The organism is Marmoricola sp. OAE513 (assembly GCF_040546585.1).
Classification (GTDB): domain Bacteria; phylum Actinomycetota; class Actinomycetes; order Propionibacteriales; family Nocardioidaceae; genus Marmoricola.
In genome coordinates this window covers 2,219,277-2,245,988 of sequence record NZ_JBEPOC010000001.1, presented here as the reverse complement: position 1 = coordinate 2,245,988, position 26,712 = coordinate 2,219,277, and the positions used below count along the sequence as shown (strand labels likewise).

The following is a 26,712-nucleotide window of genomic DNA, read 5'->3' as shown; positions in this document are numbered from 1 at the left end:
GGCAGGACGCTCAGGCACGGAGGTGCTGGGCGGCGTTGCGGGAGAACTCCCTCATCCGGCTCCCGAGCGCGAACCCGTGCAGGTCCTGGCTCCGCACCAGGAACTCCTCGGCGACGAGGTGCTTGATGATCCGGTAGACCGTCGCCCGGGGCATCTGCAACGACTGGTGGATCTCCTTCGCCGTGATCCCCGGCGGAGCTGCCGCGACGACGTGCAGGATCGAGAGTGCGTTGCTGACCGCCGAGGGCTGGCGCCCGTCGAAGACGTGTTCCTGGCTGGTCGTCACGAGGCGCTCCAGGCGTCCGCGGCGATCGACTGGTCGTGCACGCCCATCCTGCGCAGGGCAGCCGGACGCCGACGCAGCAGTGCCCGGTACCAGCCGATGGCGACCGGGACGACGACCAGGGCGACGACCGCGACCATGGCCGTGTCTCCGCGCTCGCCCTGGAGCCAGATGTTGCAAGCCATCGCGCCGAGCACGACGACCACGCCCAGGGCGGAGGCGATCAACGCCGGCGCACTGACCTCGTTGAGCCGGTGCAGGAAGACCGGTACAGCGAGGCAGACCAGCAGGTAGGCCACCAGCATCACCAGGCCCGAGGTGTCCAGGAGGCTGGCCAGCACCGTCTGTCGCGGGTGGTCGGCGGCCACCAGGAACGCGCCGGGGGCGATGACGAGCGGCGACGTCCAGAGCACTGCCAGGTACGGCGAGTGGTGCCGGTCGTGGGTCCGCCGCAGCGCCGGGGGCAACGCACCCTCGAGGGCGAGGGTGAAGACCAACCGGGTCATCGCGGCCCAGATGGCGAGGATGCAGGCGATCAGGCTGAGGATCCGAACGACCCGGAACAGGGTCGTCACGGTGGCCCCGCCCTCGGGGAACCAGATTGCCTCCATCCGGACCGACTGGTGCAGGGCGTCGAGCATCGCGGCCGGGTCCGCCGTCAGGACCAGCGTGGTGAGGAGGCTGAGCGCGCCGGTGAGCAGCAGGGAGGACGTCATCGCGCGGGGGACGGAACGGAACGGACGGGAGGCCTCGGCACCGTGCGACGCCGAGCACTCGAAGCCGACGAGCATGGCGAGCACGATGCTCGCCCCGCCGGCGATCCTGAGCGGGTCGGCACCCTCCAGGGAGAACGGCTCGGCCAGTCCGGGACCCGCCGCGAGGACGGCGACGACGAGGACCAGCACGGAGGCGACGGTGACGATCTGGATCACCAGGGTGGTCGCGGTGAACGTGCTGACACGCCGGATCAGGAGGAGCCCGCAGCCCAGACCGATCGCGACGACCACCAGGACGTCACCCAGCTCGAACGGTCCGGTCACCCCCATGTCCTGAGCAGCCAGCGAGCGCGCGGTCAGACCAGCGTTGGTCAGTGCGTAGCCGCTCGCGAACGCGTAGGCGAGCAGCATCGCCACCGCGCACATGAGTCCCGCGAACGCCCCGAGACCACGGACCACGAAGGTGTAGAGGGACCCCGACGTCACCACGCGCGAGGTGAATTCGTCGATCACCCGACGCAGCAGCAGCGCGGCCAGCACCGCGAGGACGACACTGAGCCAGGCGCCCGGTCCGACGAAGGCGGTGACGACGACCGGGACCACCAGCGCGGTCGCAGCCGGCTTGGTCGCCGCCAAGGACGGGGCGAGCACGTCGGCCGAGGCGAGCGAACGACGACGTAGGCCCTCGAGGGCCGGAGTCGTCCCGAGACCCTCGGACTCCGGTCGGTCGTGCAGCGCACGGCTGATGGCGTCATGCATGGTGAGCTCGCATCCGTCGACGGTACGAAGTGTCTGTTACGCGCACGTGTCCGTTGTGTCGCGAATCGGTAGCCGCTGGGTCCTGCCACCTAGGCTGACGCGCGTGGAGATCTCCGAGGACGCCTTCGACGAGCTGGTCGCCGAGGCGCTCGACGCGATCCCCGAGGGCCTGGCAAGGCTGATGGACAACGTCGTCGTCCTGGTCGAGGACGAGCCTCCGCCCGACGACCCGACCCTGCTCGGTCTGTACGTCGGCACGCCGCTGACCGAGCGCGACGGCAACTACACGTTCTTCGCCCCCGACCAGGTCTTCGTTTTCCGCGGCCCGCTGCTGCGGATGTGCCGCGACGTCGCGGAGCTCGCCGAGGAGATCGAGATCACCGTGGTCCACGAGATCGCCCACCACTTCGGCATCGACGACGAGCAGCTGCACGAGCTCGGCTGGGGCTGAGCGCACCGAACAGGACGACGGACCCACGGCAGCGCCGTGAGCCCGTCGTGTCCTGCGGTGCCTACTTCTTCTTGCTGACCACCACCGTCTTCACGCCGCTGGACGAGCCGGCGAAGGACGCGTTGCCGACGTACGTGGCCTTGTAGCGCAGGTCCTTGCCCGACGCGGGTGCGGTCGTCGTGAGCTTCACGATCCCCTTGCTCGTCTGGGTCAGGGTCCTGGTCGAGACCAGCTTGTACGCCCCGCCGCCGACCGACTGGTAGATCTTCAGGTCACCGGCCGGGTAGGTGCCCGCCACCGAGCCCGCGACCGCGAAGGTCACGGTCAGCGACTTGCCGCCCTTGGCCGTCGACGGTCCGCTGACGCCCACCGAGGTCGGCCGCTTGCCCACCACGAGGGGTGCCGAGGCGATGGCGCTGGCCTCCAGCACGCTCGTGCCGAGGAACTGGGCCGTCACGGTGTAGCTGCCCGGCGCCAGCGTGGCCGGCAACGAGAACTTCCCGGCCCCGTTGGCCAGCGGCACGACCGTGGTCGTGCTGCCGTACTTCACCGTGACCGAGCTCGCCGAGCTCTCGCTCACCGAGACCTGACCGGTGACCACCGTCCCGAACGTCGAGGACGTCCGCGAGGTCGCCATCAGCAGCGTGGTCGGCTTCTTCGACACCGTCAGCGGTGCCGATGCGACCGGGCTGGCCTCGAGCTCGTCGGAGCCGAGGTACTGCGCCGTCACCGTGTAGCTGCCCGGCGCCAGCGTCGCCGGCAACGTGAAGCCGGCGGAGCCGTTGGTCAGCGGCACGACCACCGTGGAGGTGCCGTACTTGACCGTCACCTCGGCTGCGCCGACGGCACCGACGGAGACCTGGCCGGTCACCGCGGTCCCGTACGTCGAGGCGTCGGTGGAGATCGCCATCACGATCGGTGCCGCGCCCTTCACCAGGGTGATCGACACCGGACCTGACTCCGAGGCCTGTGCGGTGGCAGTGGCACCGAACTTCGCCACGAGGTCGTGGGTACCCGCCAGGAACCCGGACGGCTTGCTGAAGGTCGCGACCCCGTCCACCGTCGGCGCCGACCCCAGCAGGGTGGCCCCGTCGAAGAACTGGACCGTGCCGGCCGTCTCGTCACCCTCCACCGTGGCCGTCAGCGTGACCGCCTGCTTGATCTTCGGCGCCGACGGGGCGAGCTCCAGCGACGTCGTCGTCGTGGCCAGCACCGTCACGCTTCCCGTGCCGGTCAGGGCCGAGCCGGCACCGACCGAGCTGATCGTCGTCGGACCGTACGCCGCGTCCGCCGCCAGGGTCAGCGGGAGCTCGACGACACCGGAGGCGTTGGCGACCCCGACCCCGACCGGCGTACCGGCGACGGAGAACGTGACGCCCTCACCGGGTCGGTAGCCCGAACCGGTCACGGTGATCTGCTGACCGGGTGCCGGGGTGGTGTCGGAGAAGCTGAGCGCGGTCGGGGTGGCCGCCGCTGCCTTCTCCGCGCACGGGTTGCCCTGGACGCCTGCAGGCGGCAGAGCGGTTGCGCTGCCCGTGACGCCATCGTCCTCCCGGACGGTGACGTTGGTGAAGGCCTTGTCGCCCATGACCGCCCCGCTCGTGTTGATCACGGTCGTCTTGACCAGGGTCGAGTTCGACGTGCTGGTCGCTGCGTCACCGAGGATCGGGGCCGTGACGACCTTGCAGGTCTCACCCGGTGCGAAGGCGACCTTCTCCAGCAGGATGCCCCCGCGACCCGTGGCCGAGCCGAGCACCGAGACCCACCCGACCGCCGTGCCGCTGGTCGAGCCCTCACGGAAGACCGCGACGTCCGCCGTCCCCGGGCCGTTGCCCTCCTCCACCACGGTCGGAGCCACGTTCAGCGTCGCCTCCTTCTTGACCACGGCAGTGCCGACCGAGGAGCTCTCGAAGGCGAGGTCCGAGAGCAGCACCGCGCCGGTGGCGAGGGCATCGGCCCCCGTGGCCGCCTTGAAGGAGACCTCGCGGATGTCGCTCACGTTCAGACCCGCCGTCGCCAGGGTGGTGACCGGGACGTTGACCTGGGAGAGCACGACCTTCTTCAGGGTGGTCGAGTTCGCCGAGGTCGGGAAGCGGGTGACCGCGAACGGGTTCAGCGCGGAGACCAGCGAGCTGTAGCTCGCACCGGCGCCGTCCTTGACCGTCAGCGTCACGTCGGTGCCGGTGGTGACCGACTCGTCGGCGGCGACCTTGACCGAGAGCCGCTGGTAGCCGCTCTGGTCGCGCTTGCCGGCCGGGACCGTCACGCGAACCTCGCCGGTGCTGCCGGTCCACGCCATCCGGGTCATCGGCGTCGCCGGGACGTTGCCGCCGAAGCTGGCGGGCGTCCAGTGCGGCACCATCGCGCTCGCCGAGGTGGTGGCGCAGTACGCCAGGTCGACCGGCACGGTGCGCCCTGCCAGGCTGGCGCACGGGGTCGCCGTTGCCGTGCCGACGGTCCGGATCAGCGAGCTGGTCGACTCGAACGTGGTGATCGTGTTCCGCTTGCTGGCCGGAGCCGTCGAGAAGCTGCGGACGTCACGCGGGACGGTGGTGGGCACCGCACCCGAGCCGTCGAACAACGGCAGGAACTGGTTCTCGCCGCCCATCGTCATCCGGAACCAGCCGGCCATCCACGCCGTGCCGACCTGGTACTGCTGGTCGGGCGTGAGCCGGATCGACGTCGCCGCGACCGCAGGGGCCGTGCCGCAGATGGTGTCGTTGGTCCGGGTCGTGCTGTTGCTCCAGTCGTCGCTGGTCGAGTACGGGTACTTCGCCGGCGTCCAGCGGGTGTTGAAGAAGTTGTGGTTCGCCCCCATCACCCACACCGCGGAGCGCAGCACGTCGTCGCCGAACGCGTAGCGGCTGTCGTCGATCATGTGCTGGCCCTGCTGGTTCGAGACGTCACCGTCGCAGTACGGGAGGATCACCTGCATCGGGATGTCCGCGACCGTCATCCGGCCGAAGTCGACGGGAGCCAACGGCAGCACCGAGGTGATGCCCCACGGCGTCGGCAGCGCCTGGTTGAGGGTGACCGCAGCGGTCGCGCCCTCACCACCGCGGGAGTGGCCCATGACGCCGATGTTCGTCAGGTCGAAGCGTCCGACGAGCTGCGCAGGCGTCAAGGTCTCGTCGGGGGTGTCGGCATCGGCCGGGTCGTTCGGGTCCTTCGCGGAACCGAGAGCCTCGGCGAGCGTGACGTCCTTGTCGAACTGGGCGTCGTGGTAGGTCGGGTTCTGGTTCTTGGACGCCTTGTCGAGCATCGCGATGCTGTCCAGGATCAGCTGGCCACGGGCGAGAGCACCGTTGTCGAGGGTGAGCTGGGCATCGTTGGCGTTGATCGCGTTCGCCGCGATCGAGACCACCGCGTAGCCGTGGCTGGCCAGCGCGCGGCCGGTGCCGTCGTACCCCTTGTAGCTGGGGACGTTGATCTGGTTCGCGCCGCACGGCCAGCGGTTCGGGTTGGCCGTGCCCTGGCTGCAGGACGTGTGCCGCCCGTGCAGCAGGATCACGGTCGGGCGGGCGCCGCCGCTGTCGGGCAGGTAGATCTTGCCCTGGAGCTCGCCGCGGATGCCACCGATGCCCGCCATCGGGATGGACTGGGCGCCGAAGTTGTACGTCGCCTCGGTCCACTCGTAGCTGCCGATCGAGGTGGGGTCCTCGTCGATGGCTGCCGCTGCGCTCTCCGGCACGTCGGTCAGAGCCCTGGAGGTGCTCACGCCCGGGGGCTGGCTCGCCCAGCCGGCCTCGATGGTCTCGGCGCTCAGGACAGAGGCGTCGGTGGTGACCAGGGAGAGCTCCTTGCCGTCCTTCGACTCCTTCGCGATGCCGAGGCTCTTGCCGTCGGCCTCGAGCGAGGGCGCGTCGTCGCGGATCGGGAGCGGCTTGTCGAGCTCGACGGTGACCTCGTAGCCGCCGGGGACCTTCTCGACGGTGAAGTTGTCCCCCGAGTTCGAGTCGACGGCGACGGCAGGCGAGATCGTGAACGCGGCGAAGGTGCCGGCGACCAGACCCGCGGAGAGGGTGGCTGCGAGCGCGCGCCACGGACGAGATGTGAGCTGCAAGGGGAACTCCTGAGGTAGAACGGGACGCCGCTGCACAGGGCAGCAACGGCGTCTGGCCGAGGCCGGACCCAGGTTCGCCGACCGCCGTTGAGCCGCCGTGTCTGCCGCGTTAAAGGTTCTGTTCAGCGAATGAGACAACCGCTCGCGGGGGCCTGGACCGATTTGGTCGGCCCTCTGCCGGAGCCCTATGCTGAGTCGGTTCGGAACGCCTCGGCAGTCCGGACGAGGCCCCCATCGTCTAGTGGCCTAGGACGTCGCCCTTTCACGGCGGTAGCACGGGTTCGAATCCCGTTGGGGGTGCGATTGGGAGCGCAGCACCTTCGTGCGTTAACATTCCGTGGCTTCGAAAACAGATCCACTCGAAGTCACAAGCCAGGCCCCGTAGCGCAGTTGGTTAGCGCGCCGCCCTGTCACGGCGGAGGCCGCGGGTTCGAGTCCCGTCGGGGTCGCAGAGAACGAAGCCCGGACCACCAGGTCCGGGCTTCGTTGCGTTCCTGCGCTGGCGCTGTCGGTGCCCTCTGGCATCGTGGTCCGGGTGGAGGACCCTGACCGGAAGACGACGTACGACGCCGAGGACATGGTCCTGGCGTGGCTCGATGCCGCCGATCCTGCGACCGGCGAGGTGCAGGTGAGCGTGCGCCGGGACGGCGAGGCGCGCACGATGACCTACACCCCTGAGACCGAGCCCCGGTTCACCCGCCCGGAGGACGTCACCCGCTTCACCGAGCAGGTCCTCGAGCGCCTGCGGGGGCAGACCCGTGCTTTCGGGACCCGCTACCGGGGTCGAGAGCAGCGCGACGTCACCGTCGTGGCCCACACGGGCTGGCGGAAGGCCACGTACCGCGACGGCATGATCTACCTGCCGCGACGCGAGCGCGGAGGCTCGTGGGCCCTGCGCGGCATGGTCGTGCTGCACGAGCTGGCCCACCACCTGAACACCGGCGTCGACGGGACCATCATCGACTCCCACGGCGAAGGCTTCCGGGCGACGTTCGTCCGCCTCGTCGAGGACCTCGGCTGGGCCGAAACCGCGGCGATGCTGCGCGAGGCGTACGACCAGGTCGGCCTCGACCGTCGACCCGGCAACGACGACGGCATGCTCGCGAAGGTCGGGAAGATCCTCCGCCACGCCGAGGGCGCCGGGACCGAGGCCGAACGCGAGACGTTCTTCTCCAAGGCGCAAGAGCTGGCCGCGGTGCACTCGATCGAGCTGGCGGTGGCTCGCGCCGCCCACGAGAAGGCAGAAGCCGGCCGGGCAACGCCGACCTTCGAGTCCGTGCGTCTCGGGCACCGCAACCAGCGGAGCAACGTGCGCTTCATCGAGCTCATCCTCGCGATCAGCAGAGCCAACGACCTGCGCTGCACGATCCGCGGTGACAACACCGGGGTCACCCTGTACGGGTTCCAGGGCGACATCGACGTGACCAAGGCGCTCTACGCCGTGCTCGTCGTCCAGATGGTCGCCGACGCCGATGCCTACCTGCGCTCCGGAGCGCACCGGCCCGTGCACGGCCAGACTGCTCGCGCTGCGTTCTACGACGGGTGGACCGACCGCATCGGCGAGCGCCTGGCCGACGCACAACGCGCCGCCCGCGCTCGCACGGAAGCGGCCCAGCAACCCACCGGGCCTGCGGCACCTGCGCCCTTGGCCCCGGCTTCGACGGCGCTCGCACTGGCGGCCAAGGAGGTCGAGGTGCACGACTACTTCGACCAGATGAGGGTCGAGCACGGGGTCCGCGGGACGTGGCGCGGCAGCGCCGGAGGCTTCGACGAGCACTCCCTCGGCCGCGGTCAGGCCGCCGCCGATCGCGCGCGCTTGGGGCAGGAGAAGGAGCTCTCCGCCTGAGGCACCGTCGCGCCGCGCTCAGACCACGATGAGCGGTAATGCCTTCCGGTGCTCGAACTCGAACGCGGCGCCCGTGCTGAACCGGGTGACCGCGACCTCCCCGGCCTCCGCAGCCGCCTCGTTGCGGCGTACGACGCGCAAGGTCCAGGTCTCGGCAGGCTCGACCACCGGGGAACCTGACACCTCGACGTCGAGGTAGGGGTCCACGGCCCGCACGAGTGCCTGCAGGGGCGCGAGGCGCTCGGGGCCGACGATGGAGATCCAGGAACCGTCGTGGTGGGCGGGGCTGTGCGAGACCTGAATTGTGCCGTCGGCGACCGACGCCGTCACGTACGCCGCCGGGTTCAGCAGCGGGTGCAGCTCGAGGACGCGCAGCGCACCGGTTTCGTCAGCAGGCAGGTTCAGCGCAGCGCGGATACGCCCGGCCGCGATGCCGGCGAGGCCGGTGAGCTGCTTGGTGGCGATGTCCAGGTACTGATCGGTCTCGGTGCGCCGGTCGATCGCCCGCAGGTAGGACAGGTTCAGCAGGTGCATCTGCAGGCAGACCTCGTCGGCGATGCGGACCAGCGCCGAGTGCGAGAACTCCGCGAAGTCCAGGTCTGCCAGGACGTCGCCGGAGTAGTCCGAGCGCCCCTCGTCGGTCTCGTCGATCGGCGCCAGTTCGGTGAGCGCTGCCTTCGAGCCGCGCAGCGCGGTGCAGTCGGCGGACTCGAACACTTCCGGGTATGACTCGTCGATCTTGACCGTCCACGCGCAGTGCGGGTTCCTGTCGGCCGGAACCCGGGGTGGCCGGTGGATCGGACGGATCTGGGCCCTGGCGTTCGTCGCCACCGCGGTCGCATCGAAGGTCGGGTCCTCGATGTCGTGGCACATCGAGCGGACGTACTCGGGCCCCATCGGCTCGACGTCCATCAGCGCACCGCAGTGGTCGAGGTGGAACTCGCCGTTCCAGCGGTCGTGGATCGTGTAGCGGAAGTCCATGAACTGCGGCGGCGCCCCGATGTCGAGCTGAAGGCCCTTGAAGATCGTGAAGATGTCGACACCCTCGTACTTCAGTGCCTTCTGCATCCGCAGCGTGTAGATCGGGCTGGCGCCCATCCACTCCTCGATCGCGACCTGCGCCATCTCCTCGCGGCCGAAAGCGCTGATGCACCAGGCCATGCCGGACCGGTCGATCAGCTGTCCGATCAGCAGCAGCTCGGGAACCAGCGTGGCGAGCTCGTCGCGGGTCAGGGACTCGTAGCGGCTCGCCGTCATCGGCGCGTGACCTTCACCGGCAGCGAGGCGTAGCCCCGCACGTTCGCGGAGTAGAAGCGCTTCGGCTCTCCCGACACCTCGATCGACGAGACGCGCTCGACGAGCTGCTGCAGCGCGATGTTCGCCTCGAGCCGAGCCAGGTTCGCTCCCAGGCAGAAGTGTCGCCCGCCGCCGAACGCGATGTGCTTGGACAGCTCGGCCTTCTCGCGGGTGATGTCGAACTGCTCGGCGTTCGTGAACACGTCGCTGTCGTGGTTGGCGGCACCGATCGCGAACATCAGCTTCGAGCCGGCGGGGCAGGTCACGCCGCCGATCGTGAAGTCCTCGAGCGTGAGACGGCCGAGGAACTGGCTGGACGCCTCGTAGCGCAGCGTCTCCTCGATCCACGGCTCGACGAGCGCCGCGTCGGCGAACACCGCGGTGCGCTGGTCGGGGTTCGCCGAGATGTTCGCGACCGCGTTGCCGAGGAGCTTGGTCGTGGTCTCGTTGCCGGCGACGACCATGAGGAACAGGAACGCGGTGAGCTCCTGGTCGGTCATCCGCTGGCCCTCGTCCTCCGCGTTGATGAGCGCGTTCACGAGGTCGTCGGTGGGGTTGGCCTTCCGGTCGGCGATCAGCTTCCCGTAGTAGCTGAACAGCCAGCCTGCAGCCTCGAAGCCCGCCGGCGGGACGTCGCGCAGGCCGTCCTCACGGATCACCAGGTTGTCGGCGTAGTGCCGCACCTCGTCGCGGTCCTCCTCCGGCACACCGAGCATCTCGGAGATGACGTCCATCGGGAACTTTCCGGCGAAGTCTGCGATCCAGTCGAACTCGCCCTTCTCGACCGCGGCGTCGAGGTACTTCGCGCTGATCTCGGTGATCCGCGGCTCGAGGTCGGCCACCCGCTTCGGGGTGAACCCGCGGGAGACCAGCTTGCGCAGCCGGGTCTGCTCCGGCGGGTCCATGCCGAGGAACGAGGTCACGTAGTGCGCGTTCTCGTTCCACGAGCTCGGGTCCAGCGAGACGCCCATCCGGTTGGAGAACGTGGTGTCGTCACGGAACGCCTGGTGCAGGTCCGCGTGCCGCGTCATCACCCAGAAGTCGTGCTCCTCGTTGTGGTACAGCGGCGCCTCCTCCCGCATCCGCGCGTACGTCGGGTACGGGTCGTCCTGGAGGGCGTGGTCGTAGTGGTCGAAGTTGATCGGGCAGCCGCCCGCCTTCGCCGCCTCGGTCGCGTCGGTGCTCATCAGTGGCCTTCCATGATCACGGCGACGACGTCGTCGAGCCGCTGGGAGAGTTCTTCGTAGGTCATCAGGCCCATGCCGGCCTGCAGCAGCGCTCCGGAGAACGCCAGGGTCAGGGCTTCCACGACGCGCGGGTCCGACGGCTCCCCGATCGCCTCGCGGAACCGGTTCACGAACTCGGCGCCGATCACCAGCCGGAGCCGCTCGACCTCGGGATCCGTCCCGAGCAGGGCGATGTTCGCGGCGGTGGCCAGGTTCGGCGAGCGACCGAGCATGGCGGCGTAGTGCCGGGTGACCACACGGATCCGGTCGACTGCCGTCGCGCCGGCCGGCTCGGGACCGGCGTCGGTCACGATCTTGCGCCAGAACAGCTCGGCGAACAGGTGGTTCTTCGAGGCGAGGTACGTGTACGCCGTCGCCGGCGACACCCCCGCCCGTTGCGCGACGGTACGGATCGTGAGCGCCTCCGGGCCGACCTCCTCGAGCTCCTGCTCGCCCGCGAGCAGGAGCTTCTCCACGGTCTCGGCCTGACGTGGGTTCAGACCGAGCCGGAGGTGCGAGGTGACGGGTTCGGAGGCCACCTCAGCGACCCTTCGCGATGGTGTCCTCGACGAGGCTGTTCAGCCGCGCACCGACCGGCCAGCCGGCGTAGTGGCAGACCATGATGACGATCTCGCGCAGCTGGTCCTCGTCGAGCTCGCCCGCCTTGAACGCCGCGGGGATCTGGATCGACAGGACGTCCTGGGCGCCGTGGGTGCAGAGCATCCCGATGAGCAGCAGCCGACGGTCACGGTCATCGAGGCCGGGTCGGCTCCAGATGTCGGCGAACAGGTGGTCGGCGGTGTAGCGGAAGAAATCACCGTCCATGTCGGACATGTCGAAGCCGTAGACCTTGTTCATCTTCTCCAGCCCGCGGCGCCTGGTCTCGGGGAGGTCGTCGTACTTGCCCATCACTACTCCTTCGGGAGGCCCAGTGCCGGGCCGAGGTTGTCGAGCGCGAACTGAGCCATCGGTACGTCGACGTGCAACCGGTCCGCGAGCTCGATCGCGTGCGAGAGGTCCTTGGCGCCGAGCGCGTGCACGTGCTGGAAGATCGAGAGCCAGAAGTCGCCGGGCTGGATCTCCTTGGCCGTGTCCCGGAGCATGATCGCTCCGGGACCACCCGTGATCGAGTCGGTGTGCCGGACGACCTTGCCGAGCACGGTCAGGTCGATGCCGGCTGCCTCCGCCAACCGGAGGGCCTCGCCCGTCGCGGTGAACGAGACGAAGTGCAGGAGGTTGCGCGCCAGCTTCGCGGCGGTGCCGCTGCCGATCGGTCCGCAGTGCACGACCTCGGTGCCCATCAGCCCGAGCGGTCCGCTGACGGCCTCGAACGCGGCCTCGGTACCGCCGACCATGATCGCGAGCGTTCCCTCCCCCGCACCCATCGAACCACCGGAGACCGGGGCGTCGACCACCAGCAGGTCGTTGCGGCCCCCGAGGTCCTCCAGACGCGGCGGCAGGTCCGGCGAGATGGTCGAGTGGACGGCCACTACGGTGCCCGGCTTGGCCGCACCGAGGATCTCCCCCATCACGTCGCGCACCTGCTCGTCGGTGTTCACCATCACCGAGATGTACCCGCACTCGGCAGCAAGGTCGCCCACCGACGACGCGACCCGTGCGCCGGCCTTCTCGGCCTCGGCCAGCGGCTCGGGCGCGAGGTCGAAGACGGTCAGGCCGCCCTCCCAACCCGCGAGCCGGAGCGCCATCGGCTTGCCGATGTTGCCCAGGCCGATGAACCCGGCCCTGGTTTCGACAGGCTCAACCAACGGGGAGGTCACGAGCGGAACACCTGACCGCCGTCGACGGCGAGGATCTGCGCGGTGACCCACGACGACTCGTCGGAGAGCAGGAACAGTGCGGCGCCGACCATGTCCTCGACCTGCCCGATCCGCTTGATTGCCAGGCTGTTCTTGACGATGTCGTGCGCGGCGTCGCCGGCCTGGGTGCGGGTCGCCTCGGTGTCCACCGGGCCCGGCGCGATCGCGTTGACCCGGATGCCCTGGCCGCCGAGCTCGTGGGCGAGCTGCTGGGTCAGGCTGTTGGTCGCAGCCTTGGCCAGACCGTAGAAGCCCGAGTACAGCCACGACGCGGTCGAGGACTGGTTGACGATGGAGCCGCCGCCGGTCTTCGCCATGTGGCCGTAGACCGCACGCGTCACCACCAGCGATCCGTCGAGGTTCACGCTCATGAACTTCTTGTAGTAGTCCCAGTCGACCGTGATCAGCAGGTCGAAGGCCATGTCGCCGTAGATGGCCGCGTTGTTGATCAGGCCGTCGATGCGCCCGTACGCCGACATCGTCGCCTCGGCCATCGCGTTGGCGGACTCGGCGTCGGAGACGTCGGTGCGGACGAAGATGGCCTTGCCGCCGGCCTCCTCGATCGCCGCGACGACCTGCTTGCCGGAGTCCTCGTTGAGGTCGGCGACGACGACCGAGGCACCCTCGGCGGCGAGCGCCTTGGCGTACGCCTCGCCGATGCCCTGGGCAGCGCCGGTGACGATGACGACCTTGTTCTCGAAACGCATGTTCATGTCCTTGTCCGTTGGTTGAGGGTTCCGGTGATCGAGCTTGCCGAGATCGGGTGACGTCTCGGCAAGGTCGACGACCGACTACGCGGGTTCGGCGATGGTCTTGGTCTCCAGGTACTCCTCGAACCCGGCGACGCCCATCTCCCGGCCGATGCCGGACTGCTTGTAGCCACCGAACGGCGCGTCCGGGCTGAACCAGACTCCGCCGTTCACTGCGAGCGTGCCGGTACGGATCCGAGCAGCCACGGCCTTCGCGCGGGCGAGGTCGCCGGAGTCGACCGACCCCGAGAGCCCGTACGCCGAGTCGTTGGCGATCCGGACCGCGTCGTCGTCCCCGTCGTGCGGGATGACGACGAGCACCGGCCCGAAGATCTCCTCCTGCGCCAGACGCGAGGAGTTGTCGAGCCCGGCGACGACGGTCGGCTGGATCCAGAACCCGTCCTGATCGATGACCGACCCACCGGTGGCGAAGGTGCCGCCCTCCTCGAGCGCGAGCTTGAGGTAGCCCTCGACGCGGTCGCGCTGGACCGCGGAGATCACCGGCCCGCAGATCGTGCCGGGGTCCGTCGGGTCCTTGGCGCCGATCGACTCCATCGTCGCCGCGGCGACCTGGACGGCCTCGTCGTACTTCTCGCGCGGCACGACCAGACGGGTGGTGATCGCGCAGCCCTGGCCGGCGTGGATGCAGGCGGCGAACGCGGTGGCACCGGCGACCGAGGCGACGTCGGCGTCGTCGAGCGCGATCGCGGCGGATTTTCCGCCGAGCTCGAGGAACACCTTCTTCAGCGTCGGAGCAGCGGCGGCCATGATCGCGCGACCGGTCTGCGTCGAGCCGGTGAAGGAGACCATGTCGATCCGCGGGTCGGTCGTCAGCACCGCGGCGACCTCGTTCGACTTCGGCGCGACGACGTTGAAGACGCCCGCCGGGATGTCGGTGTGCTCCGCCACCAGGCGCCCGAGCTCGTAGGCCAGCCACGGGGTGTCCGGAGCAGGCTTGAGCACGACGGTGCACCCGGCCGCCAGAGCCGGGGCGACCTTCGCGAGGTTGATCTGCGTCGGGACGTTCCACGGTGTGATCGCCGCGACGACGCCGACCGGCTCGCGGCGGACCGTCCGGCGGCTCGGGATGCCCATCGGCGAGGCGACGCCGAGGTCGGTCTCGAACTCGTAGGACTCCGCGGTGTCGGCGACGAAGGTGAGCCCGTCGACCGGACCGTCGAACCCGGCCGCACCGATCATGAAACCGGGCATGCCCACCTCAGCAGTGGTGAGCGCCTTGAAGTCGTCGGCGTTGTCGTACAGCGCCTTCTGGAGCTGACGGATGCAGCGCACCCGCAGCTCGAGGTTCGTCGACCAGTCGGACTCGTCGAAGGCGCGCCGGGCCGCGGCGATCGCTGCCTCGACGTCGTCCGCGGTGCTGTCCGGTGCTTGGCCGATCTCGGCACCGGTGGCCGGGTTGAGGATCGCGTACGTCGCGCCGTCGCTCGCCGGCGTGAGCTTGCCGTCGATCAGCTGCAGGGGTGCGGGGGTGGTCATGCCGTCGCCTCCGTGGCCTCGGCCGTCGAGCCTGCGGAGACGTCGGTCGGGGTCTGGGTCAGGTAGTTCCCGGCTTCGACCGGCGGCGGCCAGACCGGCGAGGGGATGTCCTCGTAGTGGTAGTGCCCGGGGACGCCGTGACCGCTGACGGCCATCCGCTTGAGCAGCGTCTCGGGAGCCTTGTTCGCCTTGATGATCTCGACGAACGTGTGCGCGGTCGACGGCATGTCGAACCAGTCGCGCTGCCAGGCGAACTTGAGCTTGCCCGCATCCTCGCCCTCGGTCTGACGCTCGACACCGAACCAGGATCCGCCGATGCCAAGGATCTCGAACTCCTTGCCGGAGTCGTCGAGGATGCCGGACTTCTGCTTCCAGAAGCCGACGATCATTCCCTTCTGGTCGTCGATCAGCGAGGCCTGGTAGTCGTAGTGCCAGCCGTCAAGGCCGTCCATCTCGATACCGATCGCCCAGTCACGGATCTGATCGCGACCGACCGCCATGAAGTGCTCGTCGGGGGCGTACATCCAGCCGTACGTCGCATCGACGGCGTAGTGCTCGGCCATGATCCGCCAGTCGCCGATGCGCTCGGCCTCGCGGTTGACCGCCAGCCAGGAGTCCCAGAACTCCTCGAGCTCGGCGCGGGTGTAGTCGGGCATGTCAATCCTCCAGGGTGAGAGCCATTGCAGGGCAGTACTTCACGGCTTGCTGGACCTGCGACCGCAGGTCCTCGGGCGGGTTGTCGTCGAGCAGGACGACCTTGTCCTCGGCGTCGTTGAGGCCGAACACGTCAGGTGCCTCGAACTGGCACATCTGGTGTCCCTGGCACAGCTCCAGGTCGGCTGCGACCTTCACGGCGTCTCGACCCCGCTCGACGAACGGCGCCGGTAGCGGACGGTGGCGGGGCTGGCGAGCTGGATCACCATCTTCGAGGTGTCGTCCTTGTACTCCTCCGAAGGCAGCACCATCTCGAAGGTGTAGTCACGCAGCAGCACCGAGAAGATCGCCTTGAGCTGCATCATCGCGAAGGCGTTGCCGACGCAGCGGTGCTTGCCCGCGCCGAACGGGATCCAGGTCCAGCGGTTCTGCAGGTCGGCCTGGTTCGGGTCGAGGTAGCGGCCGGGGTCGAACGCGTCGGGGTTCGGGAAGTCCTCGGCGATCCGGTTGGAGACCCGCGGGCTGGCCCCGACCATCGTGCCGGCCGGCAGCAGGTGCCCGCCGATCTCGAAGTCCTCCTGGGCGACGCGCAGCAGCAGGATCAGCGGCGGGTGCAGCCGCAACGTCTCCTTCAGGGTGGCCTCGAGGTTCGGGATCGAACGCAGCGCCTGGAAGGAGACCTCCGACCCGTCGGCGTACAGGTGGTCGAGCTCGGCCACGATGTCGGCCATCGCTGCGGGGTTGCGGAGCAGCTCGATCAGCGTCCACGCCGCCGTACCGGACGAGGTGTGGTGCCCGGCGAACATCATCGAGATGAACATGCCGGTGATCTGGTCCGCGGTGAAGTGGTCGGTGCCGTCCTCGTTCTTGAGCGAGATCAGGACGTCGAGCAGGTCGCGGTCCTCGCGGGCGACCTTGCCGCGCACATGGCGCTTGTCGATGATCGCCTGCACCAGGTCGACCAGCTTGAGCCGGGCGGCGTCGCGGATCTCGAAGGACTCGACGCCCTTCATGTACGGGTCGACGTAGGCCAACGCATCGGTGCCGCGCTCGAGCTCGTGGTAGTACTCCGCGAACCGGCCGTCGAGCTCGGAGCGGAACGGCATGCCGATCAGGCAGGCCGAGGTGGTGTAGATCGTGAGCTCGGCGAAGAACGCGAGCAGGTCGATCTCCCCCTCCTCGCCCCAGTCGGCGACCATCTGGTTGATCTCGTTCTCGATGGTCGCGGCGTGGCCGCGCATCATCTCGCCCTTGAGCGCCTGGTTCTTCAGCGCCTCCGACCGCTGCTCGGGCGAGGTGTCGAAGACGACGCCCTTGCCGAAGATCGGCGTCATGAACGGGTACGCCGCGGCCTGGTCGAGGATCTCGTCGGGCGCCCGGAAGAACGCCTCGTTGGCCTCGGCTCCGGTGACCAGGACGACGTCGCGGTCGGCGAGCCGGAAGCGGCCGATCTCGCCGCACTCCTCGCGCACCCGGTGCAGCAGGTCGATCGGGTCGTCGCGGAGGTCCTCGAGGTGGCCGTGCGCGTCCTCGGGGAACCGGCGCGACACCTCCTTGATGCCGTCGATACCGCTCCCGGTCATCGAGCTTGTCGAGATGCTCATTTCTCCTCCAGCGGTGCTTCGGGGTTCACTTCGATGAGGTTCAGGTGCACGCCGCGCGGCGCACTGACGACGGTCTCGATGGCGTTCGCGAGCGCCGCCGGCTTGAGGAAGTGCGAGTGGCGTGCGTGCCCGAACTTGATCCAGGCGGTGAGCACCTGTGCGCCCGCATCGGCGTCCCAGTCCCCGCCCATCTCGCTCCAGGTCGGACCTGGCCGGACGATCGAGATCCGGATGCCCGATCCCTCGAGCTCCTGCTGCATCGCGTGCGCCATGCCCTCGAGCCCCCACTTGCCGGCCGCGTACGCCGACATGAACGGCCGGGCGCGCACCGCCACGTCGGAGCTGACGAAGAGCACGTCCCCCCGCTGGCGCTCGACCATCCCGGGGACGAAGGCACGGACCAACCGGTGGGCACCGAGCAGGTTCAGGTCTATCTCGGAGGCGAAGCGCTCCGTGCTGACCTCGTGGATGATCCCCGGCGCGGTGTGGCCGGCGTTCGAGACCAGCACCTCGACCGGACCGAGGTCGGACTCGACGGCCTTGGCGAAGGCGTCGACCGAGGCCTGGTCGGTGACGTCGAGCGGGTGGGCGACGGCCTCGCCACCCTCCGCGCGGATCTGCTCGACCAGCTCGGCGCACTTCTCCACGCGGCGAGCGCCGAGGGCGACCGGGAAGCCGGCGGCCGCGAGGGTGAGCGCCGTGGTGGCGCCGATCCCGGACGAGGCTCCGGCGACGACCGCTGGGCGGCGGTCGGGGTGAAGAGGTTTGGGCATCGAAACCTTCCGATGATCGAGCAGCGAACGAAGTGAGCTCGCGGACGAGATCAACTGGACACTGAACTGGACAGGTGTCCAGTTCTACTGGACGAACTCCCACCGCGCAAGAGCTTCGGCCCGATTCGGCGCCCGGAATCGATCCCGGTATGCTTCTGCGCTGTTGGCCAGGTAGCTCAGTTGGTACGAGCGTCCGACTGAAAATCGGAAGGTCGGCGGTTCGACCCCGCCCCTGGCCACGTCCTCAGACCCCCGTCGCACTGCGGCGGGGGTCTGCTCGTTGTCGTTGGGGCACGATGGGGCCCATGCTGGCAGCGCCGACCCTCAGGACCGAACGCCTCGTGCTGCGCCCGTTCACCTCCTCGGACGCGGCCGACCTGTACGCCCTGCACAGCAACGCGTTCGTGCTCCGGTACTGGGACTCGCCGCCCTGGACCGAACCCGCGCGGGCCGAGAGCTTCCTGGACGGCTGCCGACAGCTGGCCGAGGAGGGCACCGGCGTGCGTCTGGCCGTGGAGAGCGCGGGCGGCTTCCTCGGCTGGTGCAGCCTGACCCGCTGGAACCCGGCGCACCGCAGCGCAGCGATCGGTTTCTGCTACACCGAGACGGCCTGGGGACACGGCTTCGCGACGGAGGCCGCCGCGGCCCTCGTGGAGTGGGCCTTCGAATCGCTCGACCTCCATCGGGTCCAGGCAGAGCTCGATACCCGGAACGTCGCGTGCGCGCGTGTGCTCGAGAAGCTGGGCTTCGTCCGGGAGGGGACGTTGCGCGAGGACTGCGTCGTCAACGGCGTCGTGTCCGACTCCTGGGTCTACGGGCTGCTCGCGACCGATCAGCTCCCTGGAGGACCGCAGCACTCCTGACCTGCACCTTTCCGTATGTCCAGCGCCCTTTGACCCGTAGGATCGACCCCGAGCCCTCTCGAGCAGACGGGACAGGCGGAGCAAGCACGGACGGGAGTCGGTGATGGCGCAGCAGATCGTCGACTTCTTCGACGACCGCGACGAGTCCGACCTGCTCGCCGACGCCAAGGCCGGCGACCTCCAGGCCGCCGACGTCCTGTGGATCCGCGTCCGCCCGGCCGTGCTCGCCACCGCCCGGAAGGTGGCCGGCAACAAGTACGACGCCGAGGACCTGGCGTCCGAGGCGATGACCAAGGTGTTCGCCGCCATCGCCCAGGGCCACGGCCCGTCGGAGTCGGTGCGCGCGTACCTCTGCACGACGGTCCGCAACCTGCACATCACCGCCGTACGCCGGGAACAGCGCACCGGGACGCCGCTCGAGCTCGACGAGGAGCGGGTGCTCAACCTGGTCGCTCCCGAGGCCGACGCGATCGAGTCCGACATCGTCGCAAACGCCTTCAAGAACCTGCCGGCCCGCTGGCGCTACGTCCTGTGGTCGAACCTCATCGAGGGTCGCGACGGCAGCGAGCTCGCCGGCGAGCTCGGCATCAACCCGACGGCCGTGCACGCTCTGAAGTCCCGTGCCCTGGAAGGACTCCGTCAGAACTACCTCACCGAGCACGCCAAGCTCGGCACCGTCACCGAGTGCGCCGACGTGCACCGGGACCTCGCCGCGATCGTCCGAGGCCGTGCCCGGAAGTCCACGAACACCGACCAGGTGTGGGGTCACCTCCGCAGCTGCGAGCACTGCGCCGAGGGCTACCGCGAGCTGAGCGCGATCAACAACCGGATCGGCGCGATCATCGGCGCCCCTGCCCTCGGCCTCGCCGCATTCGCAGCGAAGCCGACCTCGGGCACCCTGGTCGAGCTGTTCAAGATCCCGGCGACCATCGGCAACGTAGCGGTGGCTGCCGGCGTGGCAGGAGCCATCGCGATCTCGGTGACCGCGCTCCCGCACACGACCGAGGCGATCACCAGGCCCGGACCGCAGACAGCACAGGCCCAGCTTCCCGCGCCCGGGGACGATCCCACGGAGCGCGTCGGAGCGAGCAGCAGCTCGACGAGGTCGGGCGCCCAGGGCAAGGGGGGCGTGGCGTCCCCGTCCGACGCCCCGACCCCGACGTGCAGCGACGTCGCCCTGCCCCCCGCGAGCCTGGCAGCGGTGACCGACCACCTCGGTGGCCTGCTGTCGACGTTTGCCTCGACCTCCCAGCCGGCCCTGTCGAACTGCGTCCACGACACCACCCGCTCGGTGAGCGCCGTCCCGGACGTCGGCACCAGCTCGAACGGCTCCGCCCCCGACGTACCGGACCTGGCCACGGTCACCGACGCGGTGCCCGACCTCGCGGTCGACCCGCTCTCCGAGAAGTTTCTCCCGGACCCTCAGGTCCAGGTCGATCCTGCCGATCTCCTAGGATCGAGCGACCCCTCGCTGCTCTCCGAGGTCCCTGTTCTGGGCTCCCAGCCCTGAGGTGGACTAGACAGATCTGTCGGACCGACGTTGGATCCGTGGTTTGGCGTCGTCTCGAAGGTGGGAGAAACAACGGGGGTGTCGCCCGGCCGCTCCTGAACCTCGGCTGGTCGGGCGACACAATCCCACGCACCACGTCCACGTGAACCAACGCCTCAGCTCGGGAGACGCACATGGCTCAGCCGATCAGCAAGGGCCGCCGGCGGCGCGCCGCGGAGAAGACCCGTAAGCGCGACGCCGAGGACACCCTCTCGACCCCCGACGGCACCGCGATCCCGATCTGGCAGTCCGGCGCCGGCGACCCGGTCGCCCATCTCGCCGACGTCTTCGACCAGCTTCCCGGTCGCAGCCGCTCACTCACCAGCCGCTGATCCGGCTGAGTCCAGCTCGAGGCCGTCGCGGGTAACCTCCTCCCCGCAGGCCGCGCACACCGTCCGAGGTCGGTAGACCTCACCGCAGCTGTGCCGGAACACCACCGGCGGTCCCTCGGGACCAGCCAGGTGAGCGTCACCCCAGTCACGCAGCATCGTGATCACCTTGTCGAGGCTCCAGCCGAGGTCGGTCAGCCGGTACTCGAACCTGTCCGGCCTGCTCTGATACTGGACCCGTTCGACCAGGCCGTGCTCCTCGAGCTTGCGGAGCCGCGTCGTGAGGATGTCGCGCGGCGCGCCCGTACGCCGGACGATCTGCTCGAACCGCCGGCTTCCGAGCATCAGCTCGCGGACGGCGAGCAACGTCCACTTCTCCCCCACGACGTCGAGCGTGCGGGCGATCGAGCACGTCCGGACGCCGTCCGGATCGAGTGCGGTGACGAGTTCAGCCATGCCCCCAGTGTAGTGAGTTGGAATACACAATCAATCAGTTTGGTTTTCCAACTCACTGACCTAGCCTGAGGTCACCAACGAAAGAGGGGCACACCATGAGCACAGCGAGCACCACAGCCGTCATCGTCGACGCCGTCCGTACTCCCAGCGCCAAGGGCAAGCCCGGCGGGGCCTACTCCGAGATCCACCCGGTCGACCTGCATGCGCACGCGCTCCGCGCCTTGGTCGACCGGACCGGCATCGATCCGGCCGTCGTGGACGACGTGATCAGCGGCGCCGTCGCGCAGATCGGCGAGCAGTCCGGCAACACGGCGCGGTGGGGCCCTGCTCGGCGCCGGCTTCCCCGAGTCGGTCCCCGGCGTGACGGTCGACCGGCAGTGCGGCAGCAGCCAGCAGGCCCTGCACTTCGCCGCGCAGGGCGTGATCGCCGACGCGTACGACGTCGCGATCGCCTCCGGCGTGGAGTCGATGAGCCGCAACCCGATCGGGTCGCAGTTCGTCGGCAAGGACTTCTTCGGCCCGAAGGTCAACGCCCGGTACGCCGGCAGCCTGGTCCCGCAGGGCATCAGCGCGGAGCTGATCGCGGACCGGTGGAAGCTGTCGCGCCAGCAGCTCGACGAGTTCTCCGCCGAGTCCCACCAGCGGGCCGCGCGCGCTTGGAAGGACGGCCTGTTCGACTCACAGGTGACCTTCGTGAACGAGCTGCACACCGATGAGACCGTTCGCCCGGAGACGACCGCTGAGTCGCTGGCCGGTCTGCGCCTCGCCTTCCGCAACGACGACTGGGCGGCGGCGTACCCGCACATCGACTGGAAGGTCACCGCAGGAAACTCCTCGCCGGTCAACGACGGGTCGGCCGCGCTGCTGGTCACCAACGAGGACGCGGCGACGCGCCTCGGACTGACCCCGCGAGCGCGGGTGCACTCGTTCGCCGTGGCCGGCGACGACCCGGTCTTCATGCTCACCGGCATCATCCCGGCCACCCAGAAGGTGCTCGCCAAAGCTGGCCTCAGCATCGCGGACATCGACGTGTTCGAGGTCAACGAGGCGTTCGCCTCGGTCGTGCTCGCCTGGCAGCAGGAGACGGGCGCGGACCTCGGCAAGGTCAACATCAACGGCGGCGCGATCGCGATCGGTCACCCGCTCGGAGCGTCGGGCGCGCGGCTGACCACCACGCTGCTCAACAACCTGGAGCAGACCGGCGGGCGCTACGGCCTGCAGGTGATGTGCGAGGCCGGCGGCCTCGCGAACGCGACGATCATCGAGAGGATCTGACATGACGGACATCAAGGGGGCGGTCGTCCTCGTGACGGGCGCCAACGGCGGACTCGGCACCGAGTTCGTGACGCAGGCGCTCGACCTCGGTGCGAGCAAGGTCTACGCGACCGCACGCAACCCGCGGGACTGGGGCGACGACCGCGTCGTACCGCTGCGGCTGGACGTCACCGACCCGGCCTCGGTGGCGGTAGCTGCCGAGGTCGCCAGCGACGTGACCGTGGTGATCAACAACGCCGGGGCTGCGACGGGTGCGAGCCTCACCGACCCCGACCTGACCGCGACCCGGGCCCTGTTCGAGACCAACTTCTTCGGACCGCTGGAGGTGGCGAACGCGTTCGCTCCGGCGCTGGCGAAGAACGGAGGGGGCGCCCTGCTCAACGTGCTCTCGGTTCTCAGCTGGCTCGCCCTTGGCGACACCTACAGCGCGACCAAGGCGGCCCTGTGGTCGGCGAGCAACACCCAACGGCTGGCGTGGCAGGCTCAGGGGACGCTGGTCACCTCGCTGTACCTCGGGTACACCGACACCCCGATGACCGCCGGGGTGGGACGCTCCGAAGAACGATCCGGCGGACGTCGTCCGCGACGCGTACGCCGGTCTCGTCGCGGGGGAGTTCGAGGTGCTGGCCGACGACCTCAGCCACCAGGTCAAGGCCGGGCTGGCCGCACCGGTGACCGCGCTGTACCCGCAGCTGGCCGGCTGAGCGTTCCCACCCGGGGGGCACTCGTGCCCACCGGAACGCCGAGAGGGCCCAGATGTCCCACCGGCGTGCGCCGAGGGGGCCCAGATGTCCCACCGGCGTGCGCCGAGAGGGCCCAGATGTCCCGCTCAAACCCGTCGACAGGGCCGGGATGCACAGCCCTCGTCGGTCGGCACACCCCGGTCGGGACATCTGCGCCCGGTCGGCACACCCGGGTGGGACATCTGTGTCCGGTCGGCACACCCGGGTGAGACATCTGTGCCCGGTGGGCTAGCGGCCGACCCGCATCAGTTGAGCGAGCTCGAAGTGCATCGGGTCCGGGTCGCGCCAGGTGCCGCCCCAGGCGAAGCCCCAGCGGTTGAAGATCTGGACGATGCGCGGATCCATGGTCCCCGCGGTCCCGCGCAGGTTTCCCGGGACGTTGAGGTCCACGGCCAGACCCCACGTGTGCAGCGAGAGCCCACGCGTGGGGTCGCTGCCGATGAACCGCGGGACGTAGCAGCCGCCGTACTCGCCGGGATTGATCTCGTCCGCCAGGTCGCTGGCGGCGATCTCGGCGAGAGCGGCGCGCAGCTGCGGCAGCATCGCCTTGCTGCAGGTGACGTTGCCGAGGATCGGCACCCGCTCGGTGCGGATGTACTGGCTGATCCACCGGGGGTCGGGATTCACCGAGCCGTCGGGGTTGATCGTGTAGGAGAACGAGCCGACAGCGGCCGCGAAGCCGCCCGCCGGCACCGCCCGCCCCGACGTGCTCCCCGACGCGCTGAGCGGCTCGACCGCACCGTCACGTCCGGCGAGCTTCTTGAGCTTCCTGACCGCCGCCTCGGTGTCGTCAGCGGCGACCGAGAGCAGCACCGCGTTGCCGGGCGGCATGCCGAGGCGTCCAGCCCAGGCCGAGTTCACCACGGCGTCGATGCCGGACCCGACCACCAGCTCGTCGGTGTAGTAACCGACGTGGGCGGTCAGGGACCCTCCGAGCGGCACGACGTCGCCGGCCAGCGGGACGGAGTCGCGCAGGGTCGAGCGGAGCGCGACCTCCCCGTCTGCGATCCGGTTCCACAACGGTTGGGTGCGCGCGGTCTGCTTGACCGCGAACCGGCGGAAGGCGCCCGGGTCGACAGCCGCGAAGGTGATCGGCCGATCCTGCGAGCGCACCTGGGCGAGGGAGAACTGCACGTTCGCGCCGACGCCCGGGACGGCTCGGATCTTCTTCAGCACCCGCGCCGGGATCGTGTCGGAGCGCCACAGCATGAGCTCGGCCGTCACCACGTCGGCGCGCAACGGACCGGGGTGCGGGACCGACTGGGCGCCCCCGGCAGCGGGAGCTCCGGCGGCCGTCAGGTTGTTCTGGGAGCTGCCGGCGGGCTCCAGCGATCGGCCGCACCCGGCGAGGACGAGGACGGCCAGCAGGCATGCGGCTGCAGTCCCCCGTACTCGTCTCACCCGTCCAGTCTGACCGATGAGACGAATTCTCGCGCTCGTCCGGCGAAGAGCCCGAAGTACGAGACCGGCGGTACTCCAGGACGATGCCGGCGTCCGGGAGCCGTTCCTAGGCTCGAGCGGTGCCCTTCACCCTCGCTCATCCCGCGGCGGCACTCGTCCTCCGCGGCCTCCCGCTGCCCGTCGCCGCCGCCGTCGCCGTCGCGGGGACAATGGCCCCGGACGTACCTGTCTTCCTGAGGACCTTCGGTGAGCCGTACCGCTTCACCCACAGCGTCACGGGCGCCGTGACCGTCGACCTCGGCGTCAGCCTCGTCGGACTCGCCCTCTGGTTCGGCTGGTTGCGCGACCCGCTGGTCGACCTGGCACCCGGGGCGATCCGCGAGCGCCTGCCGGCCTCGGCCGGCTACGACCGACGCCAGTGGCTCCTGGCCGTCCCGGCGTCCGTCCTGGGCAGCCTCACCCACCTGTTCTGGGACGCGTTCACCCACGACGGACGCTGGGCCTCGGACCGCATCGGCTGGCTGCAGCACGAGCACGGACCGCTCACCGGAGCACGCTGGGCGCAGTACGCCTCGAGCGTCGTCGGCCTGAGCATCTGCGTCGCCTGGGCACTGGTGTCGCTGCGCCGCCGGCAACGCCGACGCCGCCCCGCACGGTTTCCGGTCCTGCAGGTGGCCGCACTCGCCCTCGCCCTCGGCGTGGCCCTGATCGCCCCGGCACCCGCTCTGGTCCTGGCACGCAGCCTGACCTGGTCGGTCGGGCTGACCGCTGTCATCGGCACCGTCCTCGCGGCAGCATCCCTCCTCCTGGTGGCCTCCCTCTGGCAGGTCCGCTCCCGCTACGTTGGGGTCCATGAGGACCCCGGACACCAGCGCAGCCACACCTCCTGACCACGAGGTGATCGTGGTCGGCGGCGGCTTCTCCGGCATCGGTGCGGCGATCATGCTCGACAAGGCAGGATTCGACGACTTCGTGGTCCTCGAGGAGGGCGACGGCGCGGGAGGCGCCTGGCACTGGAACACCTATCCCGGCGTCGCCGTCGACATCCCGTCGTTCTCCTACCAGTTCTCCTTCGAGAAGGTGAGCTCGTGGAGCCGTGTCTACGCGCCCGGCCAAGAGCTCAAGGCGTACGCCGAGCACTGCATCGCGAAGTACCGGCTCGACGACCGGTTCCGGTTCAGCAGCGCCGTCGTCGACACCGCCTGGGACGACGGGACAGCACGCTGGACCGTCACCACCTCCGACGGCACGGTGCGGACGACCCGGTACGTCGTGAACGCGACCGGGGTGCTCACGAAACCGAAGCCGCCCGCGATCCCGGGCCTGGAGTCCTTCGAGGGGGAGACCGTGCACACCGCGCGCTGGGACCACGGCCTCGACCTGCGCGGCAAGCGCGTCGCTGTCATCGGGACCGGCGCCTCGGCCGTGCAGCTGATCCCCGCGATCGTGGATGAGGTCGAGCACCTGACGGTCTTCCAACGTACGCCGATCTGGTGCCTGCCCAAGCCGGACGCCGCCCTGTCCGGGCCGATGCGCGCGATCCTCGGTCGCGTCCCGGGAGCGCAGCTGCTGACCCGACTGGCCAGCCAGACCTACGTCGAGCTGACCTTCCCGCTGGCGGCCCACTTCCACCACCCGCTGCACCTCGCGACCTCGGGCGAGCGGCTCGCGCGCAAGGCTCTCCGAGACCAGGTGCACGACCCCGTCGTGCGGGAGAAGCTCACCCCTCGGTACGCCGTCGGCTGCAAGCGGCCCAGCTTCCACAACTCGTACCTGTCGACGTTCAACCGGGACGACGTCTACCTCGAGACCGACGGCATCGAGGCGATCACCCCGAACGGCCTGCGGACGACGACCGGTACCGAGCACCCGGCCGACGTCCTGGTCCTCGCGACGGGCTTCAAGGTCTTCGAGCGCGACAACATGCCCGGCTTCCCGTGCGTCAGCCGCGGCGTCGACCTCGGCGACTGGTGGGTGGAGAACCGGGCGCAGGCCTACGAGGGCGTGAGCGTGCCCGGGTTCCCGAACATGTTCTCGATCCTCGGGCCCTACGGGTACAACGGCTCGTCGTACTTCAACCTCATCGAGACCCAGATGGCGCACATCATCCGTTGCCTGGGCGAGGCTCGGAAGCGGGGCAGCACCGTGATCGAGGTCAGGCAGGAGGCGAACGACCGGTACTTCGCCTCGGTGCTGGCGCGCCGGCCGCGACAGGTCTTCACCGAGGAGTCGTGCGCGGTCGCGAACAGCTACTACTTCGACGAGAACGGCGACACCCCGTTCCGGCCGAGCACGACGATCGAGACCATCTGGCGCGCAGGTCACTTCCCGCTGGAGGACTACGCCTTCGTAGGCTGAGCGG

25 protein-coding genes, 3 tRNA genes and 1 pseudogene are annotated in these 26,712 nt (G+C 69.6%); 13 read left to right on the top strand and 16 right to left on the bottom strand.

The features are described 5' to 3' along the window. Positions 1 to 10 precede the first annotated feature (10 nt). Both ABIE44_RS11260 and ABIE44_RS11255 read right to left on the bottom strand, forming a co-directional pair. A complete protein-coding gene (locus ABIE44_RS11260) occupies positions 11 to 286 on the bottom strand; it encodes a helix-turn-helix domain-containing protein (RefSeq protein ID WP_209717987.1) in 276 nt (91 codons plus the stop codon). Then, the gene (locus tag ABIE44_RS11255; RefSeq protein ID WP_209717990.1) at positions 283 to 1,758 is read right to left on the bottom strand and encodes an APC family permease; all 1,476 of its coding nucleotides are present in this window, start codon (positions 1,756 to 1,758) and stop codon (positions 283 to 285) included. Before ABIE44_RS11255 ends, ABIE44_RS11260 begins: the two co-directional genes overlap by 4 nt. A 103-nt stretch (positions 1,759 to 1,861) precedes the next feature. Between ABIE44_RS11255 and ABIE44_RS11250 the strand changes: the two genes are divergently transcribed. Next, a complete protein-coding gene (locus ABIE44_RS11250) occupies positions 1,862 to 2,209 on the top strand; it encodes a metallopeptidase family protein (protein ID WP_354438013.1) in 348 nt (115 codons plus the stop codon). A gap of 61 nt (positions 2,210 to 2,270) precedes the next feature. On the opposite strand, the gene ABIE44_RS11245 is transcribed toward ABIE44_RS11250, so the two are convergent. Then, a complete protein-coding gene (locus tag ABIE44_RS11245) occupies positions 2,271 to 6,272 on the bottom strand; it encodes an Ig-like domain repeat protein (protein ID WP_209717996.1) in 4,002 nt (1,333 codons plus the stop codon). 227 nt (positions 6,273 to 6,499) lie between these two features. Here ABIE44_RS11245 and ABIE44_RS11240 point away from each other — a divergent pair. The 3 genes from ABIE44_RS11240 to ABIE44_RS11230 all read left to right on the top strand — a co-directional run bounded on the left by ABIE44_RS11240 (position 6,500) and on the right by ABIE44_RS11230 (position 8,118). Further along, positions 6,500 to 6,572, top strand: a tRNA-Glu gene (locus ABIE44_RS11240). Positions 6,573 to 6,647: 75 nt separating this feature from the next. After that, positions 6,648 to 6,721, top strand: a tRNA-Asp gene (locus ABIE44_RS11235). A gap of 86 nt (positions 6,722 to 6,807) precedes the next feature. Continuing rightward, entirely contained in the window at positions 6,808 to 8,118 is a 1,311-nt protein-coding gene (locus ABIE44_RS11230) for a DUF7168 domain-containing protein (protein WP_209717999.1), read from the top strand. 18 nt (positions 8,119 to 8,136) lie between these two features. Here ABIE44_RS11230 and ABIE44_RS11225 read toward each other — a convergent pair whose 3' ends face one another. From ABIE44_RS11225 to ABIE44_RS11175, 11 genes are all read right to left on the bottom strand, one after another. Then, the gene (locus ABIE44_RS11225; protein WP_209718002.1) at positions 8,137 to 9,375 is read right to left on the bottom strand and encodes a hypothetical protein; all 1,239 of its coding nucleotides are present in this window, start codon (positions 9,373 to 9,375) and stop codon (positions 8,137 to 8,139) included. Continuing rightward, positions 9,372 to 10,601 (bottom strand): cytochrome P450, encoded by a 1,230-nt coding sequence (locus ABIE44_RS11220; RefSeq protein WP_209718005.1) that lies wholly within the window; start codon positions 10,599 to 10,601, stop codon positions 9,372 to 9,374. Before ABIE44_RS11220 ends, ABIE44_RS11225 begins: the two co-directional genes overlap by 4 nt. Then, positions 10,601 to 11,179 carry a TetR/AcrR family transcriptional regulator gene (locus ABIE44_RS11215; RefSeq protein WP_209718008.1) on the bottom strand — a complete coding sequence of 193 codons (579 nt, stop codon included), beginning with the start codon at positions 11,177 to 11,179 and terminating at the stop codon, positions 10,601 to 10,603. The genes ABIE44_RS11220 and ABIE44_RS11215 overlap by 1 nt, the downstream gene beginning before the upstream one ends. Position 11,180: 1 nt before the next feature. After that, positions 11,181 to 11,549: a carboxymuconolactone decarboxylase family protein gene (locus ABIE44_RS11210; RefSeq protein WP_209718011.1), complete on the bottom strand. Its 369-nt coding sequence runs from the start codon at positions 11,547 to 11,549 to the stop codon at positions 11,181 to 11,183. A gap of 2 nt (positions 11,550 to 11,551) precedes the next feature. Then, entirely contained in the window at positions 11,552 to 12,418 is an 867-nt protein-coding gene (locus ABIE44_RS11205; protein WP_354438012.1) for an NAD(P)-dependent oxidoreductase, read from the bottom strand. Continuing rightward, positions 12,415 to 13,164 (bottom strand): SDR family oxidoreductase, encoded by a 750-nt coding sequence (locus tag ABIE44_RS11200; RefSeq protein WP_209718014.1) that lies wholly within the window; start codon positions 13,162 to 13,164, stop codon positions 12,415 to 12,417. Before ABIE44_RS11200 ends, ABIE44_RS11205 begins: the two co-directional genes overlap by 4 nt. A gap of 84 nt (positions 13,165 to 13,248) precedes the next feature. Continuing rightward, the gene (locus ABIE44_RS11195; protein ID WP_209718017.1) at positions 13,249 to 14,703 is read right to left on the bottom strand and encodes an aldehyde dehydrogenase; all 1,455 of its coding nucleotides are present in this window, start codon (positions 14,701 to 14,703) and stop codon (positions 13,249 to 13,251) included. Next, complete coding sequence (locus ABIE44_RS11190) at positions 14,700 to 15,359, bottom strand: nuclear transport factor 2 family protein (RefSeq protein ID WP_209718020.1); 660 nt, start codon at positions 15,357 to 15,359, stop codon at positions 14,700 to 14,702. The genes ABIE44_RS11195 and ABIE44_RS11190 overlap by 4 nt, the downstream gene beginning before the upstream one ends. A gap of 1 nt (position 15,360) precedes the next feature. Further along, positions 15,361 to 15,555 carry a ferredoxin gene (locus tag ABIE44_RS11185; protein WP_209718023.1) on the bottom strand — a complete coding sequence of 65 codons (195 nt, stop codon included), beginning with the start codon at positions 15,553 to 15,555 and terminating at the stop codon, positions 15,361 to 15,363. Further along, positions 15,552 to 16,961: a cytochrome P450 gene (locus tag ABIE44_RS11180; protein ID WP_354438011.1), complete on the bottom strand. Its 1,410-nt coding sequence runs from the start codon at positions 16,959 to 16,961 to the stop codon at positions 15,552 to 15,554. The genes ABIE44_RS11185 and ABIE44_RS11180 overlap by 4 nt, the downstream gene beginning before the upstream one ends. Further along, positions 16,958 to 17,734: an SDR family oxidoreductase gene (locus ABIE44_RS11175; RefSeq protein ID WP_209718026.1), complete on the bottom strand. Its 777-nt coding sequence runs from the start codon at positions 17,732 to 17,734 to the stop codon at positions 16,958 to 16,960. The genes ABIE44_RS11180 and ABIE44_RS11175 overlap by 4 nt, the downstream gene beginning before the upstream one ends. 165 nt (positions 17,735 to 17,899) lie before the next feature. On the opposite strand from ABIE44_RS11175, the gene ABIE44_RS11170 reads away from it, so the two are divergent. The 4 genes from ABIE44_RS11170 to ABIE44_RS11155 all read left to right on the top strand — a co-directional run bounded on the left by ABIE44_RS11170 (position 17,900) and on the right by ABIE44_RS11155 (position 20,478). Then, positions 17,900 to 17,973: transfer RNA gene (locus tag ABIE44_RS11170), tRNA-Phe, on the top strand. 66 nt (positions 17,974 to 18,039) lie between these two features. Continuing rightward, positions 18,040 to 18,597, top strand: coding sequence for a GNAT family N-acetyltransferase (locus tag ABIE44_RS11165; RefSeq protein ID WP_354438010.1), 558 nt, complete (start codon positions 18,040 to 18,042; stop codon positions 18,595 to 18,597). 103 nt (positions 18,598 to 18,700) lie between these two features. Further along, positions 18,701 to 20,107, top strand: a complete 1,407-nt coding sequence (locus tag ABIE44_RS11160; RefSeq protein WP_209718032.1) for an RNA polymerase sigma factor — start codon at positions 18,701 to 18,703, stop codon at positions 20,105 to 20,107. A 173-nt stretch (positions 20,108 to 20,280) separates the two neighbouring features. Next, positions 20,281 to 20,478 carry a hypothetical protein gene (locus ABIE44_RS11155; protein WP_209718035.1) on the top strand — a complete coding sequence of 66 codons (198 nt, stop codon included), beginning with the start codon at positions 20,281 to 20,283 and terminating at the stop codon, positions 20,476 to 20,478. On the opposite strand, the gene ABIE44_RS11150 is transcribed toward ABIE44_RS11155, so the two are convergent. Next, positions 20,461 to 20,931, bottom strand: a complete 471-nt coding sequence (locus ABIE44_RS11150) for a winged helix-turn-helix transcriptional regulator (RefSeq protein WP_209718037.1) — start codon at positions 20,929 to 20,931, stop codon at positions 20,461 to 20,463. The genes ABIE44_RS11155 and ABIE44_RS11150 overlap by 18 nt on opposite strands. Positions 20,932 to 21,026: 95 nt before the next feature. On the opposite strand from ABIE44_RS11150, the pseudogene ABIE44_RS19630 reads away from it, so the two are divergent. The 3 genes and pseudogenes from ABIE44_RS19630 to ABIE44_RS11140 all read left to right on the top strand — a co-directional run. Continuing rightward, positions 21,027 to 21,173: pseudogene (locus ABIE44_RS19630) on the top strand (hypothetical protein); the annotation flags it as partial. 118 nt (positions 21,174 to 21,291) lie between these two features. Continuing rightward, on the top strand, positions 21,292 to 22,206 hold the full coding sequence (locus ABIE44_RS11145) for a thiolase family protein (RefSeq protein ID WP_502912731.1): 915 nt from the start codon (positions 21,292 to 21,294) through the stop codon (positions 22,204 to 22,206). 1 nt (position 22,207) lies between these two features. Continuing rightward, entirely contained in the window at positions 22,208 to 23,158 is a 951-nt protein-coding gene (locus ABIE44_RS11140) for an SDR family oxidoreductase (protein WP_354438009.1), read from the top strand. Between the two features lie 19 nt (positions 23,159 to 23,177). Here ABIE44_RS11140 and ABIE44_RS11135 read toward each other — a convergent pair whose 3' ends face one another. After that, positions 23,178 to 24,350, bottom strand: a complete 1,173-nt coding sequence (locus tag ABIE44_RS11135; RefSeq protein WP_209718047.1) for a M15 family metallopeptidase — start codon at positions 24,348 to 24,350, stop codon at positions 23,178 to 23,180. A 119-nt stretch (positions 24,351 to 24,469) separates the two neighbouring features. Between ABIE44_RS11135 and ABIE44_RS11130 the strand changes: the two genes are divergently transcribed. Continuing rightward, positions 24,470 to 25,240 carry a DUF4184 family protein gene (locus tag ABIE44_RS11130; protein ID WP_209718050.1) on the top strand — a complete coding sequence of 257 codons (771 nt, stop codon included), beginning with the start codon at positions 24,470 to 24,472 and terminating at the stop codon, positions 25,238 to 25,240. Further along, positions 25,203 to 26,708: a flavin-containing monooxygenase gene (locus ABIE44_RS11125; RefSeq protein ID WP_209718053.1), complete on the top strand. Its 1,506-nt coding sequence runs from the start codon at positions 25,203 to 25,205 to the stop codon at positions 26,706 to 26,708. Before ABIE44_RS11130 ends, ABIE44_RS11125 begins: the two co-directional genes overlap by 38 nt. Positions 26,709 to 26,712 lie beyond the last annotated feature (4 nt).